This is a genomic window from Streptomyces sp. NPDC111507 (genome assembly GCF_055638955.1).
Window position 1 is genome coordinate 710,974 of the sequence record NZ_JBVKBU010000001.1, and the last position, 13,604, is coordinate 724,577.

Annotated in this window: 13 protein-coding genes; 6 read left to right on the forward strand and 7 right to left on the reverse strand. The window is 71.4% G+C overall.

The features are described 5' to 3' along the window. Positions 1 to 192 precede the first annotated feature (192 nt). Positions 193 to 1,503, forward strand: coding sequence for a hypothetical protein (locus tag ACZ7M2_RS03190; RefSeq protein WP_471593904.1), 1,311 nt, complete (start codon positions 193 to 195; stop codon positions 1,501 to 1,503). 62 nt (positions 1,504 to 1,565) lie between these two features. Next, positions 1,566 to 1,733, forward strand: coding sequence for a hypothetical protein (locus tag ACZ7M2_RS03195; protein WP_398095057.1), 168 nt, complete (start codon positions 1,566 to 1,568; stop codon positions 1,731 to 1,733). A 228-nt stretch (positions 1,734 to 1,961) separates the two neighbouring features. Here the strand turns inward: ACZ7M2_RS03195 and ACZ7M2_RS03200 are convergent, their stop codons facing one another. The 3 genes from ACZ7M2_RS03200 to ACZ7M2_RS03210 form a co-directional block, all read right to left on the reverse strand. Then, positions 1,962 to 2,900, reverse strand: coding sequence for a 3-oxoacyl-ACP reductase (locus ACZ7M2_RS03200; RefSeq protein ID WP_471593905.1), 939 nt, complete (start codon positions 2,898 to 2,900; stop codon positions 1,962 to 1,964). A gap of 71 nt (positions 2,901 to 2,971) precedes the next feature. Further along, positions 2,972 to 4,048 carry a Zn-dependent alcohol dehydrogenase gene (locus ACZ7M2_RS03205; RefSeq protein WP_403687627.1) on the reverse strand — a complete coding sequence of 359 codons (1,077 nt, stop codon included), beginning with the start codon at positions 4,046 to 4,048 and terminating at the stop codon, positions 2,972 to 2,974. Between the two features lie 45 nt (positions 4,049 to 4,093). Next, positions 4,094 to 4,951, reverse strand: coding sequence for a MaoC/PaaZ C-terminal domain-containing protein (locus ACZ7M2_RS03210; RefSeq protein ID WP_403687629.1), 858 nt, complete (start codon positions 4,949 to 4,951; stop codon positions 4,094 to 4,096). Between the two features lie 254 nt (positions 4,952 to 5,205). On the opposite strand from ACZ7M2_RS03210, the gene ACZ7M2_RS03215 reads away from it, so the two are divergent. From ACZ7M2_RS03215 to ACZ7M2_RS03225, 3 genes are read left to right on the forward strand one after another with little or no spacing between them, the layout of a single operon-like run. Then, positions 5,206 to 6,117, forward strand: a complete 912-nt coding sequence (locus tag ACZ7M2_RS03215; protein WP_471593906.1) for an ABC transporter ATP-binding protein — start codon at positions 5,206 to 5,208, stop codon at positions 6,115 to 6,117. After that, positions 6,117 to 6,836 (forward strand): ABC transporter permease, encoded by a 720-nt coding sequence (locus ACZ7M2_RS03220; RefSeq protein ID WP_471593907.1) that lies wholly within the window; start codon positions 6,117 to 6,119, stop codon positions 6,834 to 6,836. Before ACZ7M2_RS03215 ends, ACZ7M2_RS03220 begins: the two co-directional genes overlap by 1 nt. Before the next feature lie 29 nt (positions 6,837 to 6,865). After that, a complete protein-coding gene (locus ACZ7M2_RS03225; protein ID WP_471593908.1) occupies positions 6,866 to 8,143 on the forward strand; it encodes a sensor histidine kinase in 1,278 nt (425 codons plus the stop codon). Here ACZ7M2_RS03225 and ACZ7M2_RS03230 read toward each other — a convergent pair. Then, a complete protein-coding gene (locus ACZ7M2_RS03230) occupies positions 8,121 to 9,671 on the reverse strand; it encodes an alpha-L-arabinofuranosidase B (RefSeq protein ID WP_471593909.1) in 1,551 nt (516 codons plus the stop codon). The genes ACZ7M2_RS03225 and ACZ7M2_RS03230 overlap by 23 nt on opposite strands. A 290-nt stretch (positions 9,672 to 9,961) precedes the next feature. Here ACZ7M2_RS03230 and ACZ7M2_RS03235 point away from each other — a divergent pair, with 290 nt between their 5' ends. Then, entirely contained in the window at positions 9,962 to 10,594 is a 633-nt protein-coding gene (locus tag ACZ7M2_RS03235) for a response regulator transcription factor (RefSeq protein WP_352045797.1), read from the forward strand. Between the two features lie 30 nt (positions 10,595 to 10,624). Here the strand turns inward: ACZ7M2_RS03235 and ACZ7M2_RS03240 are convergent, their stop codons facing one another. From ACZ7M2_RS03240 to ACZ7M2_RS03250, 3 genes are all read right to left on the reverse strand, one after another. Next, a complete protein-coding gene (locus ACZ7M2_RS03240; RefSeq protein WP_471593910.1) occupies positions 10,625 to 11,461 on the reverse strand; it encodes a hypothetical protein in 837 nt (278 codons plus the stop codon). After that, a complete protein-coding gene (locus ACZ7M2_RS03245) occupies positions 11,461 to 12,000 on the reverse strand; it encodes a SigE family RNA polymerase sigma factor (RefSeq protein WP_471593911.1) in 540 nt (179 codons plus the stop codon). The genes ACZ7M2_RS03240 and ACZ7M2_RS03245 overlap by 1 nt, the downstream gene beginning before the upstream one ends. A gap of 77 nt (positions 12,001 to 12,077) precedes the next feature. Continuing rightward, positions 12,078 to 13,505, reverse strand: coding sequence for an MFS transporter (locus ACZ7M2_RS03250; protein WP_352045646.1), 1,428 nt, complete (start codon positions 13,503 to 13,505; stop codon positions 12,078 to 12,080). Between the last annotated feature and the right edge of the window lie 99 nt (positions 13,506 to 13,604).

Consider the following 13,604-nt stretch of genomic DNA (forward strand, 5'->3'; position numbering starts at 1 on the left):
GACCAGGGATCCCGGCGGCGGGCGGCCCCGGTGATCCGGGTCCCGCCCCCTTCTCCCCGCACCGTTCAGCACACGCGTCCCCGTTCCCTCAGGCGAATCGCGGCACGGCCACCCTTATGTGTGAAGCGCCCGCCCGCCGGTCCCACGTCTGTGCGTGCGAAAACTAGCTTCGTCGCCGGAGGTGACCGAACGATGACGGCCTGTGCCACCGAACCTGCGGCGGAACCCGGGGACGAGCGGGCCACTCGCCCCACGGATGCGACCGCCCACCCCGCGGACGCGACCGCCTGCCCCATGGATGCGATCGTCCGCCCCGCGGACCCGATCGCCCGCCCCACCTGTGTGATCGCCGCGGACGGAACCTACGCGGCCCGCCTCGCCCTCGACGGCGCGTGCTGGTTCCCGGAGCGCTGGACGCTGGACGGCCCCGAGCCCTACGCCGTACCGCTGCCGTCCCACCAGCCGGAGGAGCCCGGCACCGAGGTGCTGCCGATGTCCGACGGGCGGGTGCTGATCCACCGCGTCGCGGACGGGCGGCACACGTTCTCCCTGCTGTACCCGACCGGGCCCGGCACCGGGGAGCTGCTCCTCGGCGCGGTGGAGTGCCACGACGAGGACACCCGGCTGCGGCTGCTGCCGCCCGCGCCGGACGGGGAGCACGCGTACGCCCTCTCCACGGGCCGCGCCTCCACGGCGGTGTGGCTGGTGGCGGGCGGGGCGTTCGGGCCCGAGCACCTGGCCGAGGTGCCGGGCCGCTGTTCGGGCGGGGTCTGGCTGGACGGCACGGGGCGCCTGCTGGCCCTGGACCGCCACCAGGACGGCCGCACCAAGACGGTGGTCGTCGACCTGGGGCGCGGCGGTGAAGTAACGCCACTGCTGCAGATCGCCGAGGACAGCGACGACCGGCTGTTGCTCGCGGACGCCGACAGCGGACTGCTGCTGGTCCGCTCCGACGCTCCGTCCCCGGGCCACGACCGCCTCGGCTGGGGCGTCCTCGGCAGCACCCTGCCGATCCGCTTCCCCGACTGTCTGCGCGCCACCGACTGCGCGGTGACGCCGTTCGCGATCCAGCCGGGGCAGGTACTGACGCCGGAGCGCTGCGCGGTGGCCCTGTGCATCGACGGGCCGGCCGGCAGCTGGGTGGGTGTGTGGCGGCCGGTCGAACGCCAGGTCCACCATCTCGCGGCGCCGGAAGGCTGGTTGGCGGGCGCGGGCCTGTGGACCAGGGAGGGGGTCCTCCAACTGCCGTACGCGACGGGGTCGGTGCCGTGCGGGGTGACGAAGATGACGGCACCCGCCGCAGCAACGACGACGGCGGAGGCGCCCCCTCCGCCGGAACGGCCCGCGGCGCGCCCGGTCCCCCTCCAACAGGCACCGCTGAGCGGGCAGTCCCCCGTGAAGAGGCGGCACCTATCCGCCCGCCCGGCACCCGAGGACGAGGCCGTCCGGCCCGAAGGGGGACCCGGGGGAGAGAACAGGTCACCCGCCCCCGTTCCCGCGTGAGCGACCGGTTAGAATCCCCCGGCTGCAAAGAAGGATCTTGTTGACGGGGTGAACACTTCCACATGAGCGAAACCAGCACCATGGAACCGCCGGCCACCGACGCCCACGAGGCGACGGTCCAGGACGAAGGCCACGGCAAGCACCGCGGCCCGGTCTCCGGCCGGGACGACGAGGCGACCCCCCACGGCCGCCACCGCAAGCCGTCCGACCAGCAGAACGCATCGGCCTGACGGTAAGCAGGACCAGCGATACGGCCCCGCCCGCGCCCGGCGCGAGCGGGGCCGTTTCGTACGGGGCGGACGGGCCGGGGGAAGCAGGGGGAACTGCGGGACCTAAGCGGGTCGGGTGAAGTCCGCTGCGGTTCGGCAGCGCCCTGAAGGGGCGCGGGGAACCGCGCGACCAGCCACGAGGGCGCCGCAGACGATCGACGGCACATCCCGGCACTTCCAGCGGAGCGCTTAGAGGTGCTTGAGTCCCAGTACCTCCGCCGCCGCGAACGTCTCCCCCGTTGGCCGCTCCGCGTAGTACGGGCCGAGCAGTGCGTCGAGTTCGTCGTAGGTGAAGGCGTCCTGCTTGGTGTCGAACTTGGCTGCCACCCGCGGCCGTTCGACGACCGCGACCATGCCACCGTGCACGACGAGCAGCTGTCCGTTGACGTGCGCGGCGGCGGGCGAGGCCAAGTAGCCGACGAGGGGCGCGACATGCTCGGGGGCGAGAGGATCGAGGCCCTGCTCGGGCACCTCGAAACCGTGGAACACGTCCTCGGTCATCCGGGTCCGGGCACGCGGGCAGATGACGTTGGCCGTCACGCCGTACTTCGCGAGCGCCAGCGCGGTCGAGGTCGTCAGACCGACGATGCCGCCCTTGGCCGCCGCATAGTTGGGCTGTCCCGCCGAGCCCGCGAGGAACGCCTCCGAGGAGGTGTTCACGATCCGCCCGTACACCGGCCCGTCCGCCGCCTTGGACCGCGCCCGCCAGTGCACGGACGCGAAGTGGGTCGTGTTGAAGTGGCCCTTCAGGTGCACGCGGATGACGGAGTCCCACTCGTCCTCGGACATCGAGAAGACCATCCGGTCGCGCAGGATGCCCGCGTTGTTGACGAGGATGTCCAGCTTCCCGAACTCGCCGATCGCCAGGTCGACCAGCTCACGGGCCCGTTCGCGGTCGGAGACGTCCCCGGTGTGGGCGAGGGCGTGGCCGCCCGCGGCGCGGATCTCGGCGGCGACCTCTTCGGCGGGGGTGGCCGAGGCCGCGCCGGAGCCGTCCCGTCCGGGCTGCCCGTAGTCGTTGACGACGACGGCGGCACCCAGGTGGGCCAGTTCCAGCGCTTCGGTCCGGCCGAGCCCGCGCCCCGCGCCGGTGACGATCGCGGCGAGCCCTTCAAGTGGCAGTGACATCGAAGTCCTCAGCAATCGTGGCGGCGGTCGTGGGGGCGGTCGTGGGGGTCAGCCGGCAGCGGCCGTGGGGGTCAGATCTCGATGCACGTACGCAGCGCGGTTCCCGTCCGCATCTGGTCCAGCGCCTCGTTGATCCCGGCCAGCGGCACCCGGTGGGTGATCAGGCTCTCCAGGTCGATGCGGCCCGCGCGCCACAGGGCGACCGTCCGCTCGTACGACCGCAGAACGTCTCCGCCGCCGTACATGGACGGCAGGATCCGCTTCTCGTCGAAGAACAGCTCGAACATGTTGAGCTGCAGGAAGTCGTCCATGGCGCCCGCGCCGACGATGACGAGGGTGCCGCCGCGGCGGGTGTTCTCGTACGCGGTGCGGGCGGTGGCGGAGCGGCCGACGACCTCGAAGACGTAGTCGAAGCCCTCGCCGCCGGTCACCGACTGCTTCGCGCCCGGGAGTTCGTCGGGCGAGACCGCCTTCGTCGCGCCGAACCGCAGAGCGGCCTCCCGGCGTGAGGCGACCGGGTCGACGGCGACGATCTCGGCGGCGCCCTTGAGGCGCGCGCCCTGGATCGCGGAGATGCCGACGCCACCGCAGCCGATCACGGCGACCGAGGAACCGGCCGCCACGTCCGCGGTGTTGAGGGCGGCGCCGAGGCCGGTCGTCACTCCGCAGCCGATGAGGGCCGCGATGTCGAAGGGCACGTCGTCCGGGATCGGTACGGCGGAGCCCGCGTCGACCACGACCTCCTCGGTGAAGGTGCCGGTCCCGGCGAAGCCGAAGACGTCTCCGCCCGGGCGCCTGAAGTTGGGCGTGCCGGCATTCATGAAGCCGGCCAGGCACAGCTGGCTCTGGCCGCGCTTGCAGGCGGGACAGACGCCGCAGGCGGGCAGCCAGCAGACGACGACCCGGTCGCCGGGCTTGAGATGCGTGACGCCCTCGCCGACCTCGACGATCTCCCCGGCACCCTCGTGGCCGGGTACGAACGGCGCGGGCTGCGGCAGTACGCCGCTCATCGCGGACAGGTCGGAGTGGCACAGCCCGGTGGCCCGCACCCGGATCCGCACCTTGCCCGGCCCGAAGCCCACCGCCTCGATGTCGTCGAGGACTTCCAGCTTGTCCTGGCCTATCTCGTGCTGTACGGCTGCGCGCATGGTGCGGCTCCCCTCGACTACGGGCTGATCACTGACGGGCTGGGCTCAGGAGTGTGTGACGACGGTGTCGGCGAGGACCGGCGCGTCATCGCGCTCGGCGGCGCTCACGGCCACCCGGACGCTGCCTTCCTGCCGCCACATACGGATGCGCAGGGTCTCCCCCGGATACACGACCCCGGCGAAGCGCGTGGTGTACGAGCGGACGCGCGCCACGTCCCCGCCGAGCAGCGTGTCGACGACCGCCTTGACCGTCATCCCGTACGTGCACAGCCCGTGCAGGATCGGCCGGTCGAACCCGGCGAGCTTGGCGAACTCGGGGTCGGCGTGCAGCGGGTTCCAGTCGCCGGACAGCCGGTAGAGCAGCGCCTGTTCCTCGCGGACCGGGCGCTCGACGGTCCGGTCCGGCGCACCGGCGGGCTCCTCGAGGCGGGTGGAGGGGCCACGGTCGCCGCCCCAGCCGCCCTCTCCCCGTACGAAGATCTGGGCGTCGTTCGTCCACAACGGTCCCTCGGCGTCGGCGACCTCGGTGCGCATGACCAGGACGGCCGCCTTGCCCTTGTCGTATATGGCGGCGATCCGCCCGGTGGCCAGGGCCTTGCCCTCGACCGGGATCGGGCGGTGCACTTCGATGGTCTGGCCGCCGTGCAGGACGCGGGCGAGGTCGACGTCGACGCCGGGCATGGACAGACCGCTGATCACTCCGGGGGAACCGGCGCCCGCGACGGTGGCGAAGCTCGGCAGGACGTGCAGCTTCGATTCGAGGGTGTAGCGCAGTTCGTCGGGATCCGTCGCCGGGACGCCCGCTCCGAGGCCGAGGTGGTAGAGCTGGACGTCCTTGCGGTCCCAGGTGATCTCACCGCTGCGGGGTTCGGCGGCGAGGGCCTTGGCGGCGTCGATGGGCATGGGGCTCCTGATCAGTAGCGCGAAAGACCTCGGTGCGGCCGTCCGCACCGTCGGCCGCACCGAGGTCGACACTGGCCGATCTAGAACGCGTTCCAGTCCGGCGACCCTTGTATAGCCCAGCACTCGGCAGTTGTGAAGGCTCCTGACGCCCTGTCAGGTCAACGGTCCGTCCGCCCGGCCGTGACATTTGTCCTGCCGGAGTCCGTACAAGCGCATCTGCCGGGCAGGGGCCGCGGATTCGTACCGTCTCAGACATGACACAGACAGGTGGGACAGAGCGTGCCGTGTCCTTCACGGGGGCGGTCAAGGCGTTCGGCGCGGTGCGCGCCGTGGACGGAGTGGATCTGGAGATCCGCCGCGGCGAGACGGTGGCGCTGCTGGGGCGCAACGGGGCGGGGAAGTCGACCACGATCTCCCTGCTGCTCGGTCTGAACGAGCCGGACGAGGGGACGGTCTCGCTCTTCGGCGGCCCCCCGGAGGCGGCGGTGCGCGCCGGGCGGGTCGGCGCGATGCTTCAGGAGACCCGGCCGGTGCCCCGCGTGACCGTCCGTGAGCTGGTCTCCTTCGTCGCGGGCCGCTATCCCGCGCCGCTCCCGGTCGCCGACGCGCTGGAGCTCGCGGGGATCGCGGATCTGGCCGGACGGCGCGTCGACCGGCTCTCCGGCGGACAGGCGCAGCGGGTGCGGTTCGCGGTGGCGCTCGCCGGGAACCCCGACCTGATCGTGCTCGACGAGCCGACCGCCGCGCTGGACGTGGAGGCGCGGCGCGCGTTCTGGGACTCGATGCGGTCCTATGCGCGGCGTGGCCACACCGTCCTGTTCTCCACGCACTACCTGGAGGAGGCCGACGCGCATGCCGACCGGATCCTCGTCATCGACCACGGCCAGCTCGTCGCCGACGGGACCGGCGAGCAGCTCAAGCGGTCGGTGGGCGGCAACCTGGTCTCCTTCGACCTCGCGGGCCGGGGCACCGAGGGGCTGACCCTGCTGCCCGGTGTGGTGTCGGTGGAGGTGCGCGGAGACCGGGCCCGGCTGCGCACGGACGACTCGGACGCGACGGTGCTCGCGCTGGCGGAGCTCGGTGCGATCCGCGGCCTGGAGGTCGTCCCCGCATCCCTGGACGACGCGTTCATGACGCTCACCTCACATGTTCTGGAGACGGTGTGATGCTGGACTATCTGCGCCTCGAAGTGCGCCGGACGCTGCGCGACGCCGGCTTCGTCATCGGCGGCATCGCGATGCCCGTGATGATGTACCTCCTGTTCACCAACCTCGGTGACGGCAGTGACGGCGGCTGGCAGACCGGCTCGATGATCGGCATGGCCGCGTACGGGGCGGTGGGCTCGGCCCTGAACACCGGCGGCGGGGTCGCCGAGGACAGGTCGATCGGCTGGCTGCGGCAGCTGCGGGTGACCCCGATGACCCCGCGCGAGGTGGTGCTCGGGCGGACGCTGACGGGCTCGGTGACGGTGCTGCCCGCGATCGCCGTGGTGCTGGCGGCGGGCGGCCTGGTCAACGGCGTACGGCTGGAGGTCTGGCAGTGGGCCGCCGTCGCGGTGCTGCTGTGGCTCGGCTCGATACCCTTCACCCTGCTCGGCCTCGGCAACGGCTACCGGCTCACCGCGCAGACGACCGGTGTCGCGAACATGGTGTGCAACCTGGGGCTCTCGGTGGTCGGCGGTCTGTGGTTCCCGCTCACGCTCTTCCCGGGCTGGCTCCAGTCCCTGTCCGGCTTCACCCCCACGAACCGCATCGCCCAGCTCGGCGTGTCCGTCGCCGAGGGCGGCGCACCGGCGCTCGGCGCGGTGGCGGTTCTCACGGCTTGGCTACTGGCCTTCGGTTCGTACGCTGTGGTCTCGTACCGCAGGGCCGCGCGGACCATCTGAAGCGGACCGTCCGAAGGGGGAGCGGGGACATGTCCTGGATACGAGAGGTCACTTGTCAGGTGCAGGAGTGGCGAGCGGCGCGGGCGCGCTGGCGGGCCGACATGGAACGCTTCAAGGCCGAGCAGCGGGCCGCCCGCAGGAGCGGCGGGAAGATGCCCGAGAACCCGGGCCCGCCACCCACCGGCTTCGCGCTGCTGCCGTGGCTGCTGATGGGGATGGGCGCCTTCTCCAACCTCCTCCAGGGCAAGACCGCGAACCCCTGGATCGGCGGCCTGGGTCTGTTCACCTTCAACTCCCTCTACATCTACGTGACGTTCCGCGCCTTCGTGAAGGAGGCCCGCGAGGCCCGCTCCACCAAGGTGGCGCTCGCCTTGATGGGCCTGGTCACCTGTGGGCTGGCCCTCGGATACGGCGGCAGCTGGCTGTACTTCTTCCCGCTCCTCGGCCTGGCCACCGGCGCGGTGCTGCGGGGCCCGCGGCTCGGTCAGATCGGTCTCAGCCTGACCGCGCTCGCGGCGGTGGTCTCCTTCGTCCGGGCGGGCTGGGACGCGGTGAACGTCGCGTACGGCACCTTCCTGTCCACCATGGTGACGGCGGCGATCCTCTCCCTCTCCGAGGCGGTACGAGAGCTGCGCGCCGCCCGCGAGGAGCTGGCCCGCCGTGCCGTGGAGAAGGAGCGCCTGCGCTTCTCCCGCGATCTGCACGACCTGCTCGGCCACACGCTCTCCGTCATCGTGGTGAAGTCGGAGGCGGCCCGCCGGCTGGCCCCGCGCGACCTGGACGCGGCCCTCACGCAGATCACGGACATCGAGTCCGTGGGCCGGCAGGCGCTGACCGAGATCCGCGAGGCGGTGACCGGCTACCGCGAGGGCAGCCTCACCACGGAACTGGACCGGGCCCGCTCGGCCCTGTCCGCGGCGAGCGTCGACCCCGTGGTCCGCCAGTCCGGCGCACCGCTGACCCCGCAGAACGAGGCCCTGCTGGGCTGGGTGGTCCGGGAGGCGGTGACGAACGTCGTACGGCACAGCGGCGCGACCCGCTGCGAGATCACCGTCGAGGGCGTACCGGGCGGCCATGTCCGCCTGACCGTCACGGACGACGGCACCGGCACGGGCGCCTCGACCGGTCCCGCCGAGGGTGTCGGCGGGACCGGGCTGAAGGGCCTGACGGAACGCCTCGCGGCGGCGGGCGGGTCGCTCAGGGCCGGCCCGTCGCCGCGCGGCGGCTTCGCGGTGACCGCCGAACTCCCGGTGGAGGCGGCGGACCTGGCGTCCTCTTCGGTGGCTACGGCGCCCAGGGAGCCGTGACCGCCCAGCTCACATCGTCCGTCCACGAGGTGGCGCTGTCGAAGGTGTTCGAGCCGCCGTCACTCGCTATGTAGACGTTGTAGTTGTAGTGCCGGAGGTATCTCGTCGGGTAGTTGTACGAAGCGAACGAGGTCCCCGTCCCGCTCTTGCCGGTCCCGGCGCAGAACGTGGCGTCCTGTCTGAACTGGGCGGTACCGACCATGGGTTGTCGGTAGAGCTGGTAGTTGTAGTGCCGCAGGAAGTCGCCCGGGTAGTTCCGTGACTCGAAGGAGTAGCAGGAGCTGTCGGCGAGGCCCCTGCGGACGATCCAGGTGGCGTCACCCTTGTCGAGCGTCGAACTGCTCGACGTGATGGCCGAGATGACCGCCGCGTTGTTCTGATGACGGATGTAGTCGGTCTTGCAGCACGAGGTGGTCGCGCGCAGCGAGATCTCCGACCCGGCCGTCAGTGAGCCGGTGCTGCCGGTCGCACCGCCGTAGCCGACGGAGACGATGTTGGCCTGGACGGAGTTGTCGGCGGCGTCCGTCGGGATGCCCGAGGTCATGACGCCCTCGAAGAAGGACCCGATGGAGCCGTTGCTGTTGTCGCCGCCGGTGCCCAGGACGATCGCGCCCTCCTGATGCATGGGCGAGTAACCACTGGTGGTGGGTTCGCCCCCGGAATAAGTGGTCGTGAGACCGCCCGATTGGGCGTTGCCGTATTTCAGCGCGAAATGGTCCTGACCGTTGTTCTTCAGCAAAGCGGTCACGAACGGCATCGGCCCGGTGCCGGTGTTCGACGTGTTCTTGCTGTAGCCGGAGTCCGACTGGAACAGGCCGTTCTCCAGGTCGGCCTGCACCCAGGGGCCCTGGCCGTAACAGGGCGAGAACCAGCACTCGGTGCCGAAGTTGATCGCGTCCATGTGGCCGTTGCCGGTGTCCTTGTTGTTGGTCTCGGCGTTGCCGTAGTCGAAGCAGCAGCTGCCGTTCACATGGGTTCCGGAGGTCACCATGTACATCCCCTCGGCCGCCCCGTTGGTGGCCACGCCCGAGGTGGAGTTGTCCCGGTAGCCCATGCCGGCCGAGATCTCCAGGCCATAGACCTGGTGGCCGCCGACGGTCACGGGCAGCGCGTCCGCGGGTGCCCCGACGTCGGCCGCGCCCGCCCCGCCCGCGCCCTCGACGGTGAGGTCGTTGTGGCGCGCGGACTGGTCGTAGATCTTGGTGATGATGCAGGTGGTGCCGGAGCAGAAGGAGTCCTGCGCCGCCGCGTTCGCGTACCCGCCGGCCGCCAGGAGACCGATGTTCGCGGTGGCGCTGTCGGAGGCGCGCTGCACCTGGTAGAGCGAGCCGTTGTACGACGAGTAGAGCGCTCTGACGAGGCTGTGCGCGGCGACACAGGGCGTGCCCGCGGCGGCGTAGACGTCACAGGGCAGCGATCCCGCGGCGGTGGCCGCCGGGGTCCCGACGGCGAGCGCGACGACGGCCGCCAGCACCGACAGCACGGCCAGCACGGCGCTTCTCGGGCGCGACGATCTTGGTAACACCATGCACCTCTTCCGTTCCTGGTAGGACAGTGCGGGTATCCGGTCGAAATACCGGACATCGTTCGATCGAAATACCGAACCATTCCCGGTCGAAATGCCGAACGTTTGCGAATATCGGCCCGACACAGGAATGGCAAAGGCGATCGCGGAATGTCGAGGCGATTGTTTGCCCGGAGTCAAGGGCCGTCAAGATGCGCGGAGTCGAACCATGGAGAGTTTTTAATGACCGGCGAAGTGCGCACCACGACGGGTCCCGCGCCTTCCCCCGCCTTACGCTTGGCCCCGTGAACGAGATGCCCCGGGACCACCGGCCCACGAAGTCCGTGCGTGTCCTGCTTGCCGAGGATCAGGGAATGATGCGGGGCGCGCTCGCCCTGTTGCTGGGGTTGGAGCCGGACATCGAGGTCGTCGCCCAGGTCGCGGCGGGCGACGCCATCGTGGACGCGGCGCTGATACACCGCCCGGACGTGGCCCTACTGGACATCGAACTGCCCGGGATGAGCGGCCTGGACGCCGCCGCGGTACTGCGCGAACAGGCGCCGGACTGCCGCGTGTTGATCCTCACCACCTTCGGCCGACCCGGGTATCTGCGGCGCGCGATGGAGGCGGGCGCCGCCGGGTTCCTGGTCAAGGACGGCCCCGTGGAGGACCTGGCCGAGGCGATCCGGCGGGTGCTGACCGGCGAGACGGTCATCGACCCGGCGCTCGCCGCCGCCGCGTTGAGCGCCGGTCCCAATCCGCTCACCGCCCGTGAGTGCGACGTGCTGAAGGCCTCGGTGGACGGCGCCACCGTCGCCGACATCGCCTCCAAGCTCCACCTCTCCGAGTCGACCGTCCGCAACTACCTCTCCTCCGCGATCGGCAAGACGAACACCCGCAACCGCATGGAGGCGATGCGGGAGGCCCGCCAGCAGGGCTGGCTCTGACCGCCGGCCGGCTCACCGCGCGCGAACCTCCTACTTCGTCACCGCCACCGCCTTGAAGTTCCTTCCTTCAGGTCCCACGCAGACGAACCAGTCGGACCGGGAGCCGTCCGCCGGGCGGATCGCATCCTCGAAGTCCCCGACGATGCCCGTGCCCGGGGCGGGCCTCGACGCCTCGGTCGTCGTGCCGTCGTCCCAGGTGCAGGTGACCTCCTGGGCGGTCGTGGCGACCTGACCGACCACGAGCCGCTGGTCGGTCCCGCTCGTCGCCGTCCTGCTGGTTTCCAAGGGCATCGCGCCGGACTTGAGGTCCGTACCCGTCATGGTGTCGCCCTTCTCGAACGCCCCCAGCAACTTGATCGACGTCCTGCCGTCCAAGGTGAGGCGGACGAAGTACGAGCTCTTGCCGATGAGTTCGGAGGCATCGCGCACGTTCACCCACGGCTTGCCGAGCCCGGACCCGGTCATCGCGTCCAGCTGGCCCTGCGCCTCCGCCTTGTTCCGGGGCGCTCCCCAGACGTCGATGACGACCTTCCACTTCTTGCCGTGCTCGGTTCCCCTGGCCAGGTCGCTGCGCTGCGGTTCGTACAGATGCCGCTCGTCGCCCACCGGCGGGCGCGTCGCCGCCGGCGCGACCCGCCGTGCGTCGCCGCCCGTCGCCCCGGCCAGTGCCAGCGTGCCCGTCGAACCGGCGATCACCAGCGCCGCCGCTGCCGCCAGTGCCCAGCGGCGGGCCTTGCGGCGGCGGCCACCGCGGATCACCGCCTGGTAGGGGGCTATACCGATGTCCGCCTCGTCCGCTGCGTCGGCCAGCAGGAAGGCGATGTCCCTGTGTGTCATGTCGTGGTTCGTCTCCCGGTCCGCGCTCATCACTTCCGCCCTCCGTGCGTCACCATGTCCGCCAGGCCCGGTATGGCGCGCAGCTTCGCGATCCCCTTCGCCGCGTTGCTCTTCACCGCGCCCACCGAACAGCCCATCGCCTCCGCCGCCTGGCTCTCGCTCAGGTCCTCCCAGTACCGCAGGACCACCGCCTCGCGCTGGCGCGGCGGCAGTTCGCCGAGCGCCGTCAGCAGGGCGCTGCGGTCGTCGGCCTGGGCGATCCGGTCACCTTGGTCGGGCAGCTCGTGCGTGAGCCCCGAGTCGTCCTTCGGCGCCAGGAACTCCTTGAGCCTTCTGCGGTGCTTCCGGGCGTGTGCGTTGATCATCACGCGCCGTACGTAGGCCTCCGGGTCGTCGGCCGCGCCGACCCTGCGCCAGGCCACGTAGACCTGCTCCAGCGTCGTCTGGACCAGGTCCTCGGCGGCGTGCTGCTCCCCCGTAAGGAGAAATGCCGTACGCATCAACCGCGGCCAGCGGCCGATGACAAAGCGCTGGAACTCCTCGTCCCGAGCCTGCTTCCGATCCCCCATGGGCACCTCCTAGATGTACAAAGGAGTCCACGAGGACCGGATTTCGTTGCCTCGACGGCAGGAGATCTTCGGTGGCCTCAGCGAGCGGAGATCTTCGAGGGCAGCCACAGCAGCATCAGCACCACCCCGCCGAGCAGTACGTACCCGCCCGTACGGAAGACCAGCGCGTACCCCGCCGTCAAGGCCTGGGCCGACGAGCCGCTCCCCGTGCGGGAGGCCGCGATGGTCGACATGACGGCGAGTCCGAGTGAACCGCCCATCGTGCGGGAGGTGTTGACCAGCCCGGACACCAGACCGGCGTCTCCCGGCGCCGCGCCGGAGGTCGCGAGCGAGGCGAGCGGGGTGGCGGCCAGCCCCGCGCCCGCCATCATCAGGATCCCGGGGAACATGACCGCCGTCAGGTACGAGCCGTCGGCCGTCATCGTCGACTGCCAGCCGAAGCCGGCCGCCGCGACCAGCGACCCGATGACGGCGACGTTGCGCGCCCCGACCACCGGCATGAGCCGCGGCGCGAGCTTCGAGCCGAGGACCACCGCCAGTGAGCTCGGCACCAGCGCGAACCCGGCGCCCAGCGGCGAGTAGCCGAGCACGTTCTGCGCGTACAGCGTCATGAAGAACCACATGCAGAACATCGCGGAGCCGCACACGAACATGGCCGCGTTCGCCGACGCCACCGCCCGCACACCGAGCAGGCGCAGCGGCATCAGCGGCACCCGCGTCCGCGCCTCGACCAGGAGGAACAGGCCGATCAGCGCGATCCCGGCACACAACGGCACGAGGGTCGCGGCCGCCGCCCACCCCCGCGCCTCGGTCTGCACGATCCCGTACGCGAGGGTCGCGAGCCCCGCCGTCACCAGCAGCGCGCCCGGCAGGTCGAGCCGCCGCCCGTCCCCGGCCCGGCTCTCCACGAGCCACCGTGCGGCGCCCGCCAGCACCACCGCGCCCACCGGCACGTTGATCAGCAGCACCCATCGCCATGACAGCCCGTCCACCAGCAGGCCGCCGACCAGACCACCCACCGCCCCGCCCCCGGCGCCGACCGCCGTCCAGGTCGCGATGGCCCGTGCGCGGGCGGCACCCTCCGGGACCGCCGAGGTGAGGATCGTCAGCGTCGAGGGCGCGAGCACCGCCGCTCCGAGCCCCTGCGCGGCCCGCGCGAGCAGCAGCTGCCAGCCCGCCTGGGCGAGCCCGCCGCCCAGCGAGGCCACCGTGAACAGCGCGAGCCCGACCAGGAACATCCGCTTGCGCCCGTACAGATCACCGGCCCGCCCGCCGAGCAGCATGAACCCGGCGAAGGCGATCGCGTACGCGTTGACCACCCACTGCAGTCCCGGCGCGCTCAGCCCCAGGTCGGTCCGCATGGACGGCAGCGCCACGTTCACGACGGACACGTCGAGCACCACGAGGAACTGTCCGGCGCAGGCGAGCGCCACCACCAGCCAGGTGGGCGGCGCGACGCGGGCTGGTATTCGGGTGTCTTCCGCGGCTCGAAGCATGGGTGTCATGCTCTCAACCGCCCTACGGTCCTTGCATCGGGATTTCGCCGCACTCGCCCTGGGCCACTGGTCCTAGGGCCACCCGCGTACCGGGCATCGAGACAGCCT